The sequence below is a fragment of the Rothia sp. ND6WE1A genome (genome assembly GCF_001683935.1).
Lineage (GTDB): Bacteria > Actinomycetota > Actinomycetes > Actinomycetales > Micrococcaceae > Rothia > Rothia amarae.
The window spans coordinates 18,759-36,803 of sequence record NZ_LXTU01000001.1 but is presented as its reverse complement, the minus strand read 5'-3'; the positions used below and the strand labels follow the sequence as shown (position 1 = coordinate 36,803).

At 52.9% G+C, this 18,045-nt stretch carries 17 protein-coding genes; 11 read left to right on the top strand and 6 right to left on the bottom strand.

Features of this window, described 5'->3' with window-relative positions; genetic code table 11:
• Positions 1-405: 405 nt before the first annotated feature.
• Positions 406-867 carry a GyrI-like domain-containing protein gene (locus tag A7E48_RS00175; protein ID WP_068167860.1) on the top strand — a complete coding sequence of 154 codons (462 nt, stop codon included), beginning with the start codon at positions 406-408 and terminating at the stop codon, positions 865-867.
• 75 nt (positions 868-942) lie between these two features.
• Here the strand turns inward: A7E48_RS00175 and A7E48_RS00170 are convergent, their stop codons facing one another.
• Positions 943-1,194 carry a hypothetical protein gene (locus tag A7E48_RS00170; RefSeq protein WP_068167859.1) on the bottom strand — a complete coding sequence of 84 codons (252 nt, stop codon included), beginning with the start codon at positions 1,192-1,194 and terminating at the stop codon, positions 943-945.
• Between the two features lie 137 nt (positions 1,195-1,331).
• Here A7E48_RS00170 and A7E48_RS00165 point away from each other — a divergent pair, with 137 nt between their 5' ends.
• The 7 genes from A7E48_RS00165 (at position 1,332) to A7E48_RS00140 (ending at position 5,695) form a co-directional block, all read left to right on the top strand.
• Entirely contained in the window at positions 1,332-1,556 is a 225-nt protein-coding gene (locus tag A7E48_RS00165) for a helix-turn-helix transcriptional regulator (RefSeq protein ID WP_068167858.1), read from the top strand.
• A 14-nt stretch (positions 1,557-1,570) separates the two neighbouring features.
• Complete coding sequence (locus tag A7E48_RS00160) at positions 1,571-2,143, top strand: DUF2975 domain-containing protein (RefSeq protein WP_068167849.1); 573 nt, start codon at positions 1,571-1,573, stop codon at positions 2,141-2,143.
• 73 nt (positions 2,144-2,216) lie between these two features.
• Positions 2,217-2,381 (top strand): hypothetical protein, encoded by a 165-nt coding sequence (locus A7E48_RS11185; protein ID WP_198924102.1) that lies wholly within the window; start codon positions 2,217-2,219, stop codon positions 2,379-2,381.
• A 36-nt stretch (positions 2,382-2,417) separates the two neighbouring features.
• The gene (locus A7E48_RS00155; protein WP_255376876.1) at positions 2,418-2,843 is read left to right on the top strand and encodes a DJ-1/PfpI family protein; all 426 of its coding nucleotides are present in this window, start codon (positions 2,418-2,420) and stop codon (positions 2,841-2,843) included.
• Between the two features lie 158 nt (positions 2,844-3,001).
• The gene (locus A7E48_RS00150) at positions 3,002-4,378 is read left to right on the top strand and encodes an NAD-dependent succinate-semialdehyde dehydrogenase (protein WP_068167848.1); all 1,377 of its coding nucleotides are present in this window, start codon (positions 3,002-3,004) and stop codon (positions 4,376-4,378) included.
• A 34-nt stretch (positions 4,379-4,412) separates the two neighbouring features.
• Positions 4,413-5,186 (top strand): nuclear transport factor 2 family protein, encoded by a 774-nt coding sequence (locus tag A7E48_RS00145; RefSeq protein WP_068167847.1) that lies wholly within the window; start codon positions 4,413-4,415, stop codon positions 5,184-5,186.
• Positions 5,187-5,413: 227 nt separating this feature from the next.
• Positions 5,414-5,695, top strand: coding sequence for a VOC family protein (locus tag A7E48_RS00140; RefSeq protein ID WP_198924100.1), 282 nt, complete (start codon positions 5,414-5,416; stop codon positions 5,693-5,695).
• A gap of 106 nt (positions 5,696-5,801) precedes the next feature.
• On the opposite strand, the gene A7E48_RS00135 is transcribed toward A7E48_RS00140, so the two are convergent.
• The 3 genes from A7E48_RS00135 to A7E48_RS00125 form a co-directional block, all read right to left on the bottom strand.
• Positions 5,802-10,730 (bottom strand): NAD-glutamate dehydrogenase, encoded by a 4,929-nt coding sequence (locus A7E48_RS00135; protein ID WP_083147073.1) that lies wholly within the window; start codon positions 10,728-10,730, stop codon positions 5,802-5,804.
• 233 nt (positions 10,731-10,963) lie between these two features.
• Positions 10,964-12,019, bottom strand: coding sequence for a ribosome small subunit-dependent GTPase A (gene rsgA / locus A7E48_RS00130; RefSeq protein WP_083147072.1), 1,056 nt, complete (start codon positions 12,017-12,019; stop codon positions 10,964-10,966).
• Positions 12,020-12,273: 254 nt separating this feature from the next.
• Positions 12,274-13,197 (bottom strand): ketopantoate reductase family protein, encoded by a 924-nt coding sequence (locus A7E48_RS00125; RefSeq protein ID WP_068167846.1) that lies wholly within the window; start codon positions 13,195-13,197, stop codon positions 12,274-12,276.
• Positions 13,198-13,543: 346 nt separating this feature from the next.
• Here A7E48_RS00125 and A7E48_RS00115 point away from each other — a divergent pair, with 346 nt between their 5' ends.
• Genes A7E48_RS00115 through A7E48_RS00110 form a run of 3 tightly spaced genes read left to right on the top strand, consistent with a single transcriptional unit; the run spans position 13,544 to position 15,529 of the window.
• Positions 13,544-14,287: a hypothetical protein gene (locus A7E48_RS00115; protein ID WP_068167842.1), complete on the top strand. Its 744-nt coding sequence runs from the start codon at positions 13,544-13,546 to the stop codon at positions 14,285-14,287.
• Complete coding sequence (locus A7E48_RS11520) at positions 14,251-14,712, top strand: GDSL-type esterase/lipase family protein (RefSeq protein ID WP_141669310.1); 462 nt, start codon at positions 14,251-14,253, stop codon at positions 14,710-14,712. Before A7E48_RS00115 ends, A7E48_RS11520 begins: the two co-directional genes overlap by 37 nt.
• Positions 14,600-15,529, top strand: coding sequence for a hypothetical protein (locus A7E48_RS00110; protein ID WP_358431425.1), 930 nt, complete (start codon positions 14,600-14,602; stop codon positions 15,527-15,529). Before A7E48_RS11520 ends, A7E48_RS00110 begins: the two co-directional genes overlap by 113 nt.
• An 83-nt stretch (positions 15,530-15,612) precedes the next feature.
• Here the strand turns inward: A7E48_RS00110 and A7E48_RS00105 are convergent, their stop codons facing one another.
• Both A7E48_RS00105 and A7E48_RS00100 read right to left on the bottom strand, forming a co-directional pair.
• The gene (locus A7E48_RS00105) at positions 15,613-16,650 is read right to left on the bottom strand and encodes a glycosyltransferase family 2 protein (protein WP_068167838.1); all 1,038 of its coding nucleotides are present in this window, start codon (positions 16,648-16,650) and stop codon (positions 15,613-15,615) included.
• Positions 16,647-17,954, bottom strand: a complete 1,308-nt coding sequence (locus tag A7E48_RS00100; RefSeq protein WP_083147070.1) for a hypothetical protein — start codon at positions 17,952-17,954, stop codon at positions 16,647-16,649. The genes A7E48_RS00105 and A7E48_RS00100 overlap by 4 nt, the downstream gene beginning before the upstream one ends.
• Positions 17,955-18,045 lie beyond the last annotated feature (91 nt).

Sequence of the window (18,045 nt, the reverse complement as noted above, 5' to 3'; positions counted from 1 at the left end):
TCGGTGGTGGAGCGGGTTATCGCGCAGGTCAAGACGTGGCGGGTTTTGCATACAGGTTTCCGGCGGCCGCTGAGCGTGTATGGGCGGGTGTTTGCGGTGGTTCGGGGGTTGGTGTTTTATGCGGCTGGGAGGACTTTTGAATAAGCCTCTATGTTCTTCATGAAAAGCATTTCTTGCAAATTTTTAGAAAAATATGAGAATTATCACCGTAAAGAAAATTACGTACAATGGATAACACTTTTAGAATCAAAACGGAATTTACAATAAAATTTGGTCAATTTTGAGGCGTTTTAGGCGTCAAAACGCCTCAAAATTGACCAAAGTTGTGTGCGGGCGCAGGAGCTCACGCGCGTGGCGGGTTTTCTGAGATGATTAATGCTCAACCCGCTCGTTTCAAGGAGTTTTATGTCTGATTTTGCCCGCGTGGAACACAAACCCGCTCTCGTCGTTGCCGGTCTACGAGAAACTGTCGATCAGTTTGAGGGCCGCGCCGCTCTATGGACGAAGGTAGTTGACTCGGCAACTTTAGCTGGCGCCAACGTTGCTCATGCCCAGCAAATAGCTATTATTTTTGGGGCTAATAAGAACCAGGAATTCGACTACATGGCGGGGCTGGTAGTCGATTCGCGCGAGAGCGCCGGCAAGCTAGGACTCAACGCGGCGGAAGTTCCTGCCGGCGAATACGCGATTGTGGACGTGCGCGGCCCCGCTCCCCTGGCGTCGTCGACCGGACTGGAATACCTGGTGAGCACTTTCCTGCCCGATCACGGACTTAAGCCCAACGGCTCCGCCATGGAGATTTTCGGCCCCGGCGACACCGGCGCAGAGGACTACGCGATGCAGGTGTGGCTACCGGTGAAGGCATAGGGCTTATTGAGACTATCCCCGGCGATTTTCTCAATAAGGAACTTATTGAGAAAATTGGTGGGGATGCTTCAACGATTACACCAGCATTTCTCCCAGCGCGGCAATGAGCAACAGCGCGGGCACCGAAATCACCATGCAAAGCAGAGATGTTGAAAAGAGTCTTTCTTTCTTGTGGGGAGCGGCTAGAAAAGCAGCCAGACCAAACAAAACGACGAGCGCGCCAAAAGTAACCCAGGTTGTCGCAGGCGAAGCCGTACCGACAAAGACGGTGTATACAAAGAGTGCTACCGCAAGGGCGAATACGGCTAGAGCGAGAGGTTGGCGCATAGCTCTCCTTCGTCGCAGGGGCTGGGGCAGCCATTTTTGTCTTCTTTTCCTGTACGTGGTGTTTGACCATTCTCTAGCATATCGAAAATCGATATGCTTTAATCAGAATCAGAACATCCTAGGAAAAGGTTCCACACATGCCACCCGTTGAAGAACATCGGATTCGATGCCATCTTGAACATCTTCTGGAAGAGAAAGAGCTTACCCTTGTTGAGCTTTCCACTCTCGTTGGAATTTCGGTGGCCAATCTATCCATTTTGAAAAATAATCGAGCAAAAGCAGTCCGCTTTTCGACCCTCACCGCACTTTGTGAAGTATTGGAATGCACCCCGGGCGAGCTGTTCAGCTTAGATAAGGATTGATAAGGAAAATAACAATGAACGAACCTGCCCAGAGCTCATATCACTCTCCCGAGCGGAGCTTTAAGTCTCCCCTCATCGGCTTTATTAGCCTTTCCATCCTTATCCCAATAACAGCCTTTCTCTACTGGCCTTACCCTTCACGCGAACCATTATGGGTCACTTCTTACGATATAGATAAAGCAGTTCGAACAACTCTCGATACTTCAGAGTTGCCGGGTCACATCCTCGCCCTGGCGTGGAGCTACCACCTTCTCCCCCTCGTCGTCGCAACTGCATTTTGCGTACTCATGGCACTGGTATGTGCAGCCTTCAACGAGCGGGCTCATTTCACACGCAAATCAATTAAATATTTCTCCTTTATTCGGTGGATTCTTATCATCGGACTTATCGCTTACTGGGCACTTGGTTTTATTCTTGACTCGCAAGTTCTCGCTATTTTCCAGAGCTATCCTCATGTCACCATCAATCAAGAATGGGCGAACGTTCCGTTCTTGAGCGGATTTCTGCTCCTCATGATTATCTATTTCATTGAAGGTGCACTACGCCGAGGCCTCGCTCTCCAAGAGGACGTCGACGCCACGATTTAGCTTCGGTATTTCGCTGCCGTCATTCAGGGCCAAAACCCTCAGATAGCCCAGCACTTTCTTATAAGCTGACCTCATGCGCATCTCCATCGTCCTTTTTCAGGGTTTCGAGCTCCTCGATGTATTTGGACCCGCTGAGCTTTTTGGTTTTGTTGAGGGCTGGCAGGTTGAGTATCTGGCACCCACTATTGAACCAGTAGAAAGTGCGCAAGGTGTGCGCGTGGTACCAGACCGAACATAAGCAGACTTTCTCAGTCAGAAATCTCATTCCACCCAGTTGCTCATGGTTCCCGGCGGACGGGGCACACGCCCGCTTACCGCTAATACAGGCTTTCTCGCCTGGCTCAAGACTGCCAGCGCGCAAGTAGATATTGTGAGCTCAGTCTGCACAGGGGCCGCCCTCCTTGCTTGCACTGGAATTCTCAACGGCCACCGAGCTACCAGTAATAAACGCGCCCTCGAATGGGTCAAATCATGCGGTCACAATATCCAATGGGAGCGCTCTGCTCGATGGGTGCATGATGGCAACCTCTGGACATCCTCCGGTATTGCAGCTGGCATCGACATGGCTGCTGCACTCATCGCAGAGTTAGTGGGGGAAGATGAACGCGATCGCATCTGTAGTCGCGCAGAAATTGTAATTACAAAGAACTCCAAGGATGACCCATTTGCGGGGGAGCCTACCGCTCTCGCATACAGCTAGGAAAACAACACCCCTCACACCTTTTTACTTTGCACATTTTTCACCCTCTCTAAATGCGACCCCACGCGCGCAACTGCAAAAACTTTCCTTGACTCTGTGACTTACATCATAAATGATAAGAGTTAACCGTGTCACGTTAAGCGAATGGAGAGCCAAAGATGAAAACCTACCGTGTAGAGAACCCCACCACTGGCGAAGTGGCCGAGACCTTCGACTACATCACCGACGAAGAAATCAAGTCCACTGTTGAGAATGCCGATAAAGCCTTCACAACATGGCGCGATACCCCTATCGAAGACCGGGCAAAGATTGTTACTCGCGTTGCAGAACTTTTCGAGGAACGCAAAGATAAGCTCGCTGAAATTATCTCTCTAGAAATGGGTAAGCCCCTTGCAGAGGGTGTAGAAGAAGCAGAGTTCTGCGCCGCTATCTTCAACTACTACGCTGACCACGGCCCCAAGTTCGCTGCAGATGAAGAAATCCCCGTTGAGATGGACGGCAAAGCCTACATCCAACGCCGTCCTGTGGGTGTGCTTCTGGGAATCATGCCCTGGAACTTTCCCTACTACCAGGTTGCCCGCTTTGCTGCGCCCAACCTAATGCTAGGCAATACGATTCTTTTGAAACACGCGGAGATTTGCCCGCGCTCGGCTCTAGCTATCCAAGACATCATGAAAGAAGCGGGTGTCCCCGAGGGCGTCTATAAAAATATTTTCGCTACCCATGACCAGATTGCAGACCTCATTGCTCACCCCGCCGTACGAGGAGTCTCGTTGACGGGTTCCGAACGCGCTGGTTCTGCTATTGCCGCTATAGCCGGTGAGAACCTCAAAAAGGTCGTCCTGGAGCTGGGCGGTTCTGACCCCTATATCATCCTTGATACCGCCGACGTTAAACAGGCAGCTAAAGATGCCTGGGCAACACGCATGTACAACACCGGGCAGGCATGTAATTCCAACAAGCGCATCATCGTGATGGAAGATATCTACGATGAGTTCGTAGATGAGCTCGTCAAACTTGCAGAAGCTATGAAACCCGGTAAACCGGCAGAGGCTTCGGAGACGATTTTCACGCCGCTTTCCTCACGTTCAGCGGCAGAAAACCTCAAGGCCCAGATGGACAAGGCCGTAGAAGCGGGTGCCAACTTGCGCACCGGCGGCACTTTGCTGGATGACTCCTCTTCTTATTTTGCCCCGGCTGTTATTACTGACATTCCGGTAGGTTCAGAGATTTACTATGAAGAATTCTTTGGCCCGGTAGCTACCGTCTTCAAGGTTTCCTCTGATGAAGAAGCCGTTGAGCTTGCCAATAACTCCCAATATGGGTTGGGCGGTTGCGTCTTCAGCGAAGACGTCGCTCGCGCCGGAAAGGTGGGCCAGCAGCTCGAAGTGGGAATGGCGAATGTCAATACCTACGCCGCCGAAGGCGCAGAGGTACCTTTTGGCGGGGTCAAAAACTCCGGCTACGGCCGCGAACTTGGCCCATATGGCATGGATGAGTTCGTCAATAAGCGGATGTATTTCGTAGCAGACTAGAACCTCTCGCCACACCAGAGTTAGGGAGAAAACAATGGCAGATATTGGTCAACTCGTTCTTGAAGCACATACCCGGCTATTTGATCAGCATGATACCTCGGTGCTGGATGAATATTTCGCTGAGGATTTTGTTGAGCATTCACCGTTGATTCCTGACGATGCCGCAGGTCTGCGAGCTTTCGTCGAAGACCTCGGTGAGAGCCTTAAGTACACCAACGCCCGGGTTATTACGGATACCTCGAATCATCTCGTGGTACTTCACGGACGGTTCGAAGGAATTGAGGAGACCCCATTTGTTGGCTTCGATATTTATCGGGTTAAAGACGGAAAAGTAGTGGAGCATTGGGACAACCTTGTTCCCGAGGCGGCGCCGAATCCAAGCGGACGAACCCAGCTCGATGGCACTACCGATCCTGGCGATGAAAGCCAGACTGAAGATAATCGTAAGACCGTAATAGAGTTCTTTACACGCACGCTCATCGGCGGCGACTATTCAGGTTTTATTGATTACACCCAGAACGATCGGTTTTTCCAGCACTCTCCCGATATTGCCGATGGCTCGCAAAATTGCGTGGATTTTCTCCGCAAAATCCAGGAGGACGGCGAAGGTCTTGTCTACGACCGGATTCATCGCACCGTTGCGCAGGGTCAGTTTGTTCTGACTCATTCCGAAGGAAGCATCGGCGGAGTAAGGCATTCGTACTGCGAGCTGTGGCGCGTAGATAACGGAAAGATTGTTGAACTGTGGGACGCCATTGGAGAAGTTCCTGCTGATTCGGAAGCCCTGCATCAGCACGGTATTTTCTAAATTTCTCTAATATTTTAAGCGAAAACTGGTCTCGGAACATTTTGTTCCGAGACCAGTTTTATAAAAAGTTTCTTGTAGAAAGAGCACCAAGAATGTAGAGGGGCCTCTCACTCTGAACCCGCCGCATTGCACGCCGATAGATAAACCACGCCGCCCTCTATCCTTCGTACATCTGGCTAATTTCTCGCTCAAACCGTTCGTAAAATGCGCCTCGGCGTAGCTTTTGCGTGGCAGTCACCAATGCGGCATCGGTAGCATCGATGGCCACCACCCTAAATTTCTTCACCTGCTCGCTCCGCGCCATTCAGCACATCGGCGTCACCGTTCCCGATCTCGACGCCGCCACCCAGTTCTTCAAAAATGGACTAGGCGCGAAGGTCGCCTACGATGGCCTGACCAAAGACGACGAACCTCGCCAGGGCACCGACGTCGAACGTCAGCTTGGTCTGCCCAGTGGGGCAGCGATTCATAAGCAGAGATTCTTGGTTATTGGCGCTGGCCCAGGTTAAAGCATGGGTGCCTGAAAAGCGATAAGTCGCCCCCTCTGGGATGCAAGAAAGGGTCAACTTTCCGTCAAAAAGTTGACCCTTTCTTGCACCTCAACGTAGAGGAGAACTAGGAGACCGCTCCACGCAAGGCGCGCAACGCTACCGAGAGCACTGCCAGTCGGGGGCGCCCGTCCTCACCGGGGGCAGCCTCAGCAATCTGAGCCAGCGTGGAGTCCACACGTTCCATACGAACGGGGTGTTCATTGACCCAGGTAGTGAGAATACCGTCGGCCTCTTCGGCAGATGCGGGAGTACGCTCCACGTTCTGGTCGCGTACGACGGCGAGCGCCAAAGCAGCAGCAATCTCGTAGAGGTCATCTCTCAGCGCCGAGCGTGCCAGGGTTTCCCAGCGGTCGTTGCGCGGCAGGTGGGAGATAGAGGTGAGCAGCTCATCTACCCCAAAGCGGTCGTAGACCGAGAAGTAGATGTGCGCTACCTTATCGACGTCGAGGTCATTGGCAGCGGCTATGCGAGCTACGTCCATGAGGGCGAAGCCTTCAAAGCTACGAATCCAGATGACCAGGAGGTCCTCGGGGATTCCCCATTCTTCCGCCTGGGTGCGCAGTACGTTTAGACGTGCGCGAGACTCGTCGGAGAGGTACTGTGGCAGGTCGCGGCGGAGATCCCGCACCTGGGAGTATTTCTGGATGAGTTCCTCAATAGGAGTTCCCACCACAACCGAGCGCTCGGTAATGAACCAGCGGACCAGACGGTCAAGTACACGCTGCCAATCGCGGATGATGGACTGCCATGCTTCCAACGGAGTGGAGGCGGGCAGGTCGCGGTGCATCTGCGCGGCATATCCGATATCAAACAGTTCGCGGGAGACGATGAAGGCGCGGGCAATGGCGTCCACCCCTGCACCGGTTTCTTCCTGTGCGCGGAATACGTGGGTGATTCCGGCAGTTTCTACCAGCTCGTTAGCGACGCGTGTGCAAATAATTTCCTGACGCAGCGGGTGGGATTCCAGGTGCTCGCCGAATCGCTCCACTAGAGCTGGCGGGAAGTATTCGCGTAGAACGCCCTCTAGGTAGGGGTCCTCGGCAAAGGTGGTTTTCTCTAGCTCTTCGGTGAGGTGAATCTTCACGTAGGCAGCAAGAACGGACAGCTCGGGGCTGGTGAGCGTGATGCCGGTTTGGGCATAACGTTCTTCAATTTCTTGGTCGCTGGGGATGAATTCCACCTCGCGCACTAGACCTGCGTTTTCTTCGAGGTCATGAATCAAACGGATGTAGGCGCTGACACCGGGGATAACGCCGTGGCGTTCTGCCTGTAGTAGCACGTTCTGCTTGATGTTGGTTTCGAGAACCTGATGCCCAACATCCTCGCGGTGCGATTCGATGAAGGCGGCGCGCTCGTTAGCATCAAGAAGACCGCGAGAGACCAGGCGGTCCACGAGAATCTTAATGTTGACTTCGCGGTCAGAGGTTTCCACGCCGGCGGAGTTATCGATGGCGTCGGTGTTGAGAATGACACCGTTTTCTGCGGCTTCGATACGCCCCAGCTGGGTCATACCCAAGTTGCCGCCTTCGCCAATGATGGTGGCGCGAACGTCGGCACCGTTAATGCGCAGCGAGTCGTTTGCTTTGTCGCCAACCTGCTCGTTAGTTTCGGTGGATGCCTTGATATAGGTACCGATACCGCCGTTGTACAGCAAATCTACGGGTGCTTTGAGGATGGCGGAGAGCAAGTCTGCCGGAGCCAGCTCGGTCACCGATTCATCCAGGCCCAGCACTTCGCGTACCTGCGGGGTGATTTCGATGGACTTTGCTCGGCGGGAGTACACGCCACCACCCTCTGAAATGAGTTCGGGGTTGTAGTCTTGCCACGAGGAACGGGGCAGGTTGTAGAGGCGCACACGCTCATTGAAGGCCGCGGCGGCATCGGGGTTGGGGTCCAGGAAAATGTCGCGGTGGTCGAAGGCTGCAACCAGGCGCGCTACCTTCGAGCGCATCAGTCCGTTACCGAAGACGTCACCTGACATATCGCCAATACCGACGACGGTGAACGGGTCGGTCTGGTCATCACGGCCCAATTCTGCGAAGTGGCGTTTGACCGATTCCCAGGCACCGCGTGCGGTAATGCCCATTGCCTTGTGGTCGTAACCTACCGAACCACCGGATGCGAAAGCATCTCCTAGCCAGAAGCCAAATTCTTCGGAAATGGCGTTGGCGGTGTCTGAGAACGCTGCGGTTCCCTTATCGGCGGCAACCACCAGGTAGTAGTCGTCGCCGTCGCGGGCAATAATGCCCTCACGGCGCACAACGGTTTCGCTTCCGTCTTCACCCACCGAGAGGTTATCGGTAACGGAAAGTAGCGAGCGGATGAAAATCTTATAAGAATCGCGACCTTCGGTGATCCAGGCATCGCGGTCCTGTGCGGGGTCGGGGAGCTGCTTGGGGAAGAAGCCGCCCTTAGCGCCGGTGGGAATGATGACCGAGTTCTTCACCATCTGAGCTTTTACCAGGCCAAGAACTTCGGTGCGGAAGTCTTCACGGCGGTCAGACCAGCGCAAACCGCCGCGAGCTACTGAACCGAAGCGCAGGTGAACACCCTCGACGCGCGGTGAGTACACAAAAATTTCGAACTTGGGTCGGGGCAACGGTGCAAAGTCGATTTCCTGAGGAGCTACCTTGATAGCCACACCGTAGTCGTTCAAGAAAGCGTTGGTGCGCAGAGTTGCCGCCATAACGGTTGCCATAGAACGCAAGAAGCGGTCGGCGTCCAGCGTAGGAATTTCCCCTAAAGCTTCCTGAATCTTTGCCGAAATATCCTGACGGGTGCTTTCACGCTCGTCCTCGGAGAGGTTCTTCTCGGGGTCAAAGCTGGTTGCAAAGAAGTCCACCAAAAGTCCGGTTACGGCGGGGTATGCCAGCAGGGTGTCCGACATAAATTCGGGGGTGAACCCGCGGCCCAACTGACCCAGGTAGTGGGTGTAGGTACGCAGAACCGCAACGTGCTTCCAGTCGAGCTTTTCGGCGAGCATCAACCGGTCGAGTGAATCTGACTCACGGCGCTGTTGTAGGTAAGCGTTCAGGGCATCCTCGTACACATCGGCTACTTCTGCGGGGTTGACGCCGGCGGGGAACTTCACGCCGAAGTCGTAGAGCAAGAAAGAGCGACCATCAGAAGGCTTGATTTCGTAAGGCTTCTGGTCAATAACGGTCAGACCCATATTTTGCATAACCGGGAGTAACTCGGTCAGAGTATGTGCCTGTGAGAGGTAGGTTTTGACGCGCGCGCCCTGTTCGTCCGTTGAAATGCGCACGGCAGCAGGCTTAGCGTCGTCGGTAGAGAGCGACTCAAAAATATCGATGTCTACAATCTGCTCATCCACGCTATAGTCAGCGCGGTAGGTTGCAGGCACAGCCTCAGACCAGGCGCTAGCACTCGCACGTCCTTCATCCCCAGGGTGAGCAGCTTCGAGTGCGGCAACAGTAGCCTCACCCCAAGAACGCACTGCACGCTGAAGGCGCTTCTCAATGTTGGCGGTATCCAGGTCAGGTAGCTCATGGGGGTGAGCCAGGCGCAAGCGGAAGAACAGGCGTGCCAGCGATGAGGTGGAGAGGCGAACCTCAAAGTCCTGGGAGTCTAGGTCAATTTCCTCGCGGAAAACCTGCTCAATACGCTGGCGAACACCGGTGTTGTAACGGTCGCGCGGCAAGAAAACGATAGCGGAAACAAAGCGGCCGAAATCGTCGGGACGCAAGAAAAGGCGGGTAGTGCGTCGCTCTTCCAAGCCCATGATTCCGCGGAAAATTTCGGTGAGCTTATCTACGTTTGTATGAAGTAGCTCGGTGCGCGGGTATGCCTCAATGATGCCCGTCAGGGTCTTGTCAGAGTGCGAACCAGGCTGGAAACCCAGACGACGGCGCACGATAGCTACGCGTTCACGCACCAGCGGGGTTTCGCTGGCAGGTAGGGAGTAAGCCTGCAAGGAGAACAGACCCAAAATAACGTATTCGCCAATCACGTTGCCCGAAGAATCGAAGTCGCGCACCCCAATGTAATCCAGGTACTCATGGCGGTGCACAGTGGAGCGAGAGTTCGCCTTGGTGATGTAAATAGGCTGGGGGTCATGGGCGTTCTCTGCGGAGAAACCGGTCACGGTGAAGCTATTGGAATCTTCACCCGCCAGCACGCCCAGGCCGGTTCCGGGGCGGTCAGTCAAAGTAACCTCTGAGCCTGAGCCTCTCAGATCGCGCTCTTTCACTCCCATAAACAGGAAATTACCGCGGGCCAGCCAACGCAAGAATTCCTGCACACTTGCCACGCGGGAGGCTGGATCAACCTCAGAATTTAGGTAGCCGGAGTAGTGCTCCGCCCCACCCAAGGTGATGTCCTGAAGCGGCTCCAGACCCTCGGCAATTTCTAACACACGTTGCGCCATTGCCGTGCTGTCGTTGGCAGCAAGCTGAACATCGCTGAGGATGGTGTGGACGTCAGAAATCAACTGGGTTCGTTCATCGGGGTTGAGGTAGGACGCAAGGCGAACCGAAATCCAGGACTCGATTGTTAGTTGAGTGTTTGAATCTGCGCGCTGGGAGATGCGTAGGGAAGGAAGAGCTGCGGTATCACCCGACGCCACAGGCTGTTCAACGCCGGTGGGCTGGATGGAAACGAGCTCACCATCGACGGTGCGCTCCACAATGAAAATGGGGTGGTTGAGCGAGGAAATTCCGCCGTATTTAGCGGCAATCTCGGCGGTAATGGAGCTGACCAAGAAGCTCATGTCGTCCGTTGCGATGAGCAGAATGCTCTGCGAGCCGTCCTCCATGACGTCTACCAATGCTTCGCCGGGTGCGCGGCGCGACGCCAATTTACGGTGCGCACCTGCCAGCTTTTCTAGTTCTTCTTGCGAATAGCCCTGCAGTTCTTCTTCTGAAGTGTGGCGGTAGTACTGACCGATCCACTCATCATTGCCTGACCAGGTGAAATTTGCGCCGTCTTGAGCGTGCAAAATATGCCTCCGAGTAAAAGGTTTCGGCCACGCCATTGTGACCCTGTGGTGGCGCGGTGAAAGCGCCGTCTCATATACCTTATCTGGTCGGGGAGAATACGTGAATCAAGCCACGGGCGGTTATTCAAAAGGTTGAGGATTCACGCAGCGGGCGCAGTAAGGGGAAGCCGACACATAAAAGTACACCATTAGTGCAAAAGTACAAGCTTGAGCATGTATTTTTGCGCTAACGGTGTATTTTTTGAGCAAGAGCCCCGAGTTATATTTACCTAGCTCTTTTTGCGGAAATTCTTAGTTTGTTGCTTCCACTGTTTTCGCTGCTCTGCCATTTCGCGTGGGTTATTCCTTCTGCGCTGGTAGGCAAGTTCTCGCTGAACGCCCTGCCAGCTTTCCAGCCGACGCGCGGGCAATTCTCCGGCGTCGATGGCGGCTTCAACGGCACAGCCAAAATCACCGTCATGCTGGCAATCGGAAAATCGGCAATGATTCGCTAGAGCAGAAATATCGGCAAAAGTTTCTTCTACAGCGCTATTACTGACATCCACGGTCAAAGAACGGATGCCAGGAACATCCAGCATGACGCCGCCACCAGAGAGCATGTAAAGCTTACGAGTAGTGGTGGTGTGGCGTCCTTGTCCATCGCGGCGAACTTCGAAGGTGGCGGCATCTGTCCCCTCTAACGCATTCAGAAGGGAAGTCTTTCCCGCGCCCGAGGCACCGAGCATAGTGGTCGTGCCCTGGGAAACAAGCTGCGAGATTTCCGCCAGCCCCTCCCCCGTTTTGACGCTACAACAGATAGTTTCTACACCGACTGAGACGTTTTCTATTCGGCTCATTTCCTTGGCAAGATTCTCGCAGGCATCAATTTTTGAAAGAACAAGAACCGGAGTCGCTCCCGAATCCCAGCCCATAATCATGAGCTTTTCAATAGCTTTAAGGCTCGGCGGTTTTTCCACTGAGACCACTAACAGCACAGTATCGATGTTCGATGCGAGCGCCTGCCTACTCAGCCCGTCTGCGCTGGGACGAGCGAGCTCGGTATACCGGTGGGCGACGTTCACAATGGTGGTTGTTTTGTTCTCTTGGGTGACAAACACCCAGTCGCCCGCTACCGGGGTGTGGGGTAAGTAATGAGAGAGATTTGCGTTTTCCAAGACTATTTTTTCGTCGACGACGAGCGCTACTTCGGCATGGTTGCCGTGAAGTATGACGACTCGCGCTAGTAGTTGTGTGTCAGCGCGTGACTCTGTCTCAAAGACCAGGTGGCGCCCTTCAGAAAGCCCGAGGGTGTGTAAAAGTTCGGCGGTTTGTGAAGAATTTTTCAACAGGTATGTCCATTTCTTATGGCATGTACAGGGGTAAAGAACCCGCCTGTTGAGAAACGTCAGAATGGCTGACGGAGATAAGTGAGCCTACCGGGCGCTTGCGGTGAGCGAGGAGAACAGGCGGATGGGTTGAGAGCGCGCTGAAACTGCGAATGTGCTCATGGCGTCCGCCTTTCTCTAGATGTTTTGGCTCGCGAGGGCGAGCCTGGTTCAATTATGCCCGCCGTTTTTGAACCCGGCAAGGGGATCTATCTCTAACCTTTATTTCGCGCGATTTCCTCTCGGGCGAGTAGCACCCGATACATAAAGTTTTGAGTAGGGGCCTCAACTCCCACGGTGTGCGCCCGTCGGACTACTTCACCTACTTGGTCTTCTAGTTCAGAGGGTTTACCTTCAGCAAGGTCGCGTTGCATAGAGGACGTGGTAGCTTCTTCAAATCCATCGGTATAGATCACGAATATATCTGCAATATCGCTCTCGGTCACATTCACCCCGTGCGCGCGAGCCACCTGTGCACACTCGTCCATCGAATCGCGCACCATCTGCCGCGTACTTTCATGAGAGCGAGTCTGCCCCACAGAGAGATTGGAAACAGCTCCTACCGCTCCATACGAAGAAATAAGCGCCAGCTTTTTCCACAGCGCCCGACGAATATCGTCAGTTCCCGTCAGGTCAATCGGAGTATTTTTAAACAGGGCGATAACGGTAGAAAGACCTTTTCCATTACGGGATACAAATTCTCCAGCTACCAATTTGGCTTCGTGCCCCAGGAGCTTGACAACGCCTGGGGCAGTTCGCTGGACAATCACCACGCAGGTACTCGCCACTATGGAAGACTCTTCCAAACATTCACTGGCGTTCTCTGGGGCAGTAATGCCATTCTGCACGGTAAGTATTGCCGCGCCAGAAGAAATTTTGCCGCGGAGGTCTTTGACTACATCGGAAATCTGCCAAGCTTTAGTTGCCAAGATAACGACATCGACGTCGAGCGACTCAGGTACTTCGGTAAATATGCCGGAGAGAGCTACCACTTCGTTAGTCTGGTGGGGGCTCTGAAGAGTGAGTGTGGGTTCGCCCCATTCGCTCCTGGTTTTTAGATAGATTTCGTGCCCTGCTTGTGCGAGCCTGCCCGCGAAATACAGACCCATTGCGCCTGCACCATAGACAAGAACCTTCATGACTACTCCCTTGTAAGCGAAGAAATTCTGATGGTTGCATCATATCTTGGCTTCTGAACAGACCGTACACCGCTACTGCAAAAGTACAAGCTTGAGCATGTATTTTTGCACTAACGGTGTACTTTTCGGAGGAGCCTTTGCTGACTGTCTTCCTATTTTGAGAGGATCTACAGGAGGAGAAATATCCAGATTTTCGTCTTGTCTTTGCGCCCTGCGCTCTATTATTAGGAGTGAGTCGAGTCTATCTCTCTCACACATTTTTCCTTTTTGTTCTCTAAGAAAGATCCCCCTTATGTATTCATCTGCTTTCTGGTGAAAAACCTCAGTTACTGCCGCCCTTGCTTGCATGGTAGCAGCACCCCTTTTCGTATCCCCCGCGTTCGCTGCCCCTCAGCCGAGACCCACCCAATCTGTTCCTACTCAACCATCCGCTGCGGAAAGCGTCCCCGCCGATGTGAGCGGTTACGACGGTGAAGTTCCCACCCACAGTAACGAAAATATAGAGGCGGACCGCATTCAGGTTTCAGCGGCGGCAGCAGCCGACCCTATCGCTGACATGGATAAAGTAGCCAGTAACTGGGGTTTTGGTACCGCGGTCTCCGCGAATATCGGCATCGGTAGCGGATACTGGGTGAAGTTCTTTCAGCAGGGAACCGTAGTATATTCGCCGGGCAAGGGTTCTGTTCCCATGGCGAACGAAGTGTACCAGCGATGGATTCATGAGACGCGCGATGGCTGGGGCCAGCCTCTTTACTCCGAGCGAAGTGACCGGGGCATTAAGACCTATTCCTCTAACGGCGCGTACGTTTTAGACACCAATTCAGGGCTTATCATGCGCGCTGATCAGCACATTGGCGCCGGTGACATTCTGACGATTGGTGACTCCCAGGTATGGAGAGACTCGTGGGTAGGTAAAGGCATCAGAGATGCGGGATACACCCCATGGTTCTACCGCTGCGGTGGCACCGGCATGGTTGCTTCACGACCAGATACTGGCTGTCGTAAAAACTACGCAGACGGTACTTATACCTATTCCAATGGAACCCCGACCCCATTAGCGGAGACATTAACTACTTCAAGGGCGTTGTAGAAAACCGGTGGTTACTACCCGATGGCGCTCCTCGGGCGATCTATATTCAAGGATCAGGTAACGATGCCGGAAAATCATTTGCAGAAGTAAGTTCTAACGCGCGCCAAATCGTTCAGAAGCTCAGAAAAGCTTATCCCGGGACTCAAATCATTTTGACTGACCCGCTTTCGCAGAACATCCCTGACCATGCGGCACGAGCTGCACTGGCAGAAAATTTGCGCAAGTTTGCTCAGGAAGAAAACCTCACTTTTATTTCATATAAGTATTGGGTCAGTGACTATCAGGTTCAAGGTGGTCTCGAAGATGCACTACATTTTGCCGATAAGAATCAGTACCTTCCTCGCCCCGCATGTGAGAGACTCCCTGCAGGCGGCTCTTCGCGGCTTTACGTTGAAGGGTGGAGTAGGTCAATTCCATGCAGATAACTTGGGAACTTCGCGTTTTGGTGTGCCGGTATCTAATGAAATCGCTTTACAGGATGGTGGGGTCTATCAGGCTTTTTCTAACCGCTACAGCATCTATTGGACGCCGCGCGAAGGCGCTCATTCCGTCAAGTTCTCGGGGGCGCTCGGGCAGGCGTATAAGAATGCCGGTTACGAGCGCACCTCGGGTTACCCCTATATGGAGGAAACCTCTATCCCAGGCGGAGCGATGCAAAAATTCCGCGACGCTAACGGCCAGGTAAGTGCTTTCTACTGGTCACCTGCTTTTGGTGCGTACAAGGTGTGGGAGGGTGGCGCTATTGGTAGCCGGTTCACTCGCGACGGCGGAACTGCAACCTATGGCTTCCCCACCGAAAACGAGACAGCATTCGAAAATGGCACCCGTCAAGTTTTCAACCTCAACGGTAAAGAAACCCGCATGTACTGGGCACCTAATACTGGGGTGCATGGCATGAATGGGAATGGTTCTATTTTCAAGAAGTGGGTTTCTTTGGGGCACGCTCCGAACATGGGTTTCCCGGTCACCGAAGAGATTTCCGCAGGTAATGGCGGCGCCGTCCAGTACACTCGCACTGCCGATAACCGCGAATTTGGTTTCTTCTGGTCAGCGAGCACTGGCACGCACGTCATGAATTCTAAGGGCGCTCTTTACTACCACTTCATCAACAACGGATATACCTCTACTTTTGGTTACCCGGTTGAAGATGAGCATGTGGAAACCGACGGGCGTATCCACGTGAAATTCAGCAAGGGCCAGGAATTGACCTGGAGTGCTTCGGAAGGCGTACGGGTGCACTAACCGTTCTCTAGTGCGTTGAGGTGCAAAAAAGGGTCAACTTTTCATCAAAAAGTTGACCCCTTTTTGCACCTCAACAAAGGGATTTACGTGGTTGAACGACGCGCGGTAATTTTGTTCAGCAGCCTGGTCACATGGGCAGTGTTACGCACCAAACCCATATCCAATGCCAATAAGAACTGTGGAATAACCTGCGATAACGCCGAGTTAATATTCACTTTTTGCACCCCGGCGTCAATGTATTTATTTTTGCGCCATGAAGAACCAAACCGCTGTTTAAGCGTGCGCAGAATGCGGTCGTAATCGGCAGTAGTGGCATCTGCAAAACCAATGAGGCGATAGGATTGCCCCACTCCCAGATGCTCAAGCATGAGATACTGTAGTTCGTCTTTGTAGCTGTGGGCTCTATCGCCAAATTTTTCCCAGAGAAAATCTAGCGCAGGATAGATATCAAAAATAGCTGATTTGCTGGAATTCATAATCGAATTATTGACATCGATAACGTAGTTATACACGTAATCTCGCACCACATAGATGGTGTTCGATAGTGAAGTCACGTAGGGCATCAGCGCAAGGTCTTCGTAGATGCGTCCAACGGGAAAACGGTTTCCTTCGTAGAGCTCTGCTTTGTGAATGCGCGTCCACGATGCAGGCTTTGAGAGGATCAGACGACGGCGCGCCTCTTCTTTGCCGAGTTGGTCAAATTCGGGGCAAATATCGAGCTTTTTTACTAATGCCCCGGTGGCATCGACCAGGTTGATATTGAAAAATATTGAGTCCGCCCCGCTTTTCATACCGGGTAAGACTTTTTCTAAATAGGTGAGTTCCCAGGTGTCATCAGGATCCAGGAAAGTCACATATTCACTGTCTTTAACCAAGTCAAGACCGGAATTACGGGCTACTGACACTCCCCCGTTTTCTTGCGAGTGAACTTCAAGCCAGGGGTAGTTCTGCTCATATTCGCGCAGAATCTGGGCAGTGCCGTCCGTCGAACCATCGTCAATACACAGAACCCGTAACTTAACCTGATCCAGAGCGGTCTGGTGAACCACGCTTTCCAGGCAATCACGCACATGCTTTTGCATGTTATAAATTGCCAAAATAACAGTAAGATCGTACCTCATAGGGATTCCTTAGATAAGGGGCGAGCGGGAGCGATAGCAAGCCCAGCAGTGTGGATAATAATCCCCGCCAAGGGTCCAGCAAGCAATGCCACGATGGATCGATCAATGATGCTAAACGGAGTGAAAAGCATAGCAATTGCAACGATGGCAGTGGCACCCCACCCTGCAAAGTAGAGCTTGTGATGGTTGGACGCCAACGTGGCGGTACCGGTAAGAACAACTACCGCCATGAAAGCAGACGCGAAAGTAAGTGCACCGAGTTCAAACCCGGTGAGAATTCCACCCTGTTTAGGATAAAGCAAGCTGAAGAGGAAAGGACCAACAAGGTAGGCAGCAATTGCTCCTATCACTCCAATTCCCAGGAGAACGCCTGCTGGTTTCATAAGTGCTGCTAGCGGGCGGTGTTGCTGTTTGAGAAAGGCTGAGATGGCCACGCCCTGAAACATTTGCAGGGGGATCATAATAGGTGCGCGAGTCAGGCTGATTGCCGTAATGGTAGCTGCCAACAACGCGATTTCTTCTGCAGATTCGATATGACCGGTGGTCCATTTGAGGAGAACCGGGAAACCGGTGACCATGATGGCGTAGGCGGTAGAAGTCAGAATCGCCCACGCCATTTTCTGACTAGCTCCACTGAACGAATCATGGATACGAGCGCCCCCTAGAATCGGGCGGTAGTGTGGGAAAAAGGCTAAGAGAAAAATCCACAAAGTAACCGGGGCAATCGCGGCAAATTGAAATCCCCATAAGGTTCCGGCGAAGAGGGCGACCGCACCGGTAAGAACCAGACGCAGAACCGACTCGGTGCCGCCGAGCCATGCAAAAACAGACCAGTTCTTTGTGCCAGCCGCTGTACCTACCACTGCAACGTGGCATGCGTAGAGCACAGCACCGACAGCAATAACTAGAACAGAGGCAAAGAAATCTTTACCCAGAACCTTTTCACCCCAGAGAAAGGACGTGCCTACTAAAAGCACCGCAATACATCCACCCAGAAAAGCGGCAACGGGAAGAACACGAACTGTTTGAGGCAACTTTGTCGCAACTACCGCAGAAGATTCAGCTCTAGCACCCGTGGCGCGCGTGACCTCCTGCTGAATACCCAAGATGGCACCGAAGACACCAAACATAAGTGACCAGAATAGAAGGAACTGTGAATAAGCTGCTTCGGTCAACACACGGGACACAATAATCGTTACGACGAAAACCGCAGCAGCCCCAATAATAGAGGACGCTGTGATTCCCAAGGACTGCCCTCGGGTAATAACCTGTTCCCCTGGTTCAGCTACAGGATTCTCGCTCATCTTTTCTTCCCCTTTTTCATAGGCATATAACCCTTTTTCCCTAGCTATTATTCGCAAAAAGAGCCGTTATGTTTGCCGGAGGCTAACATAA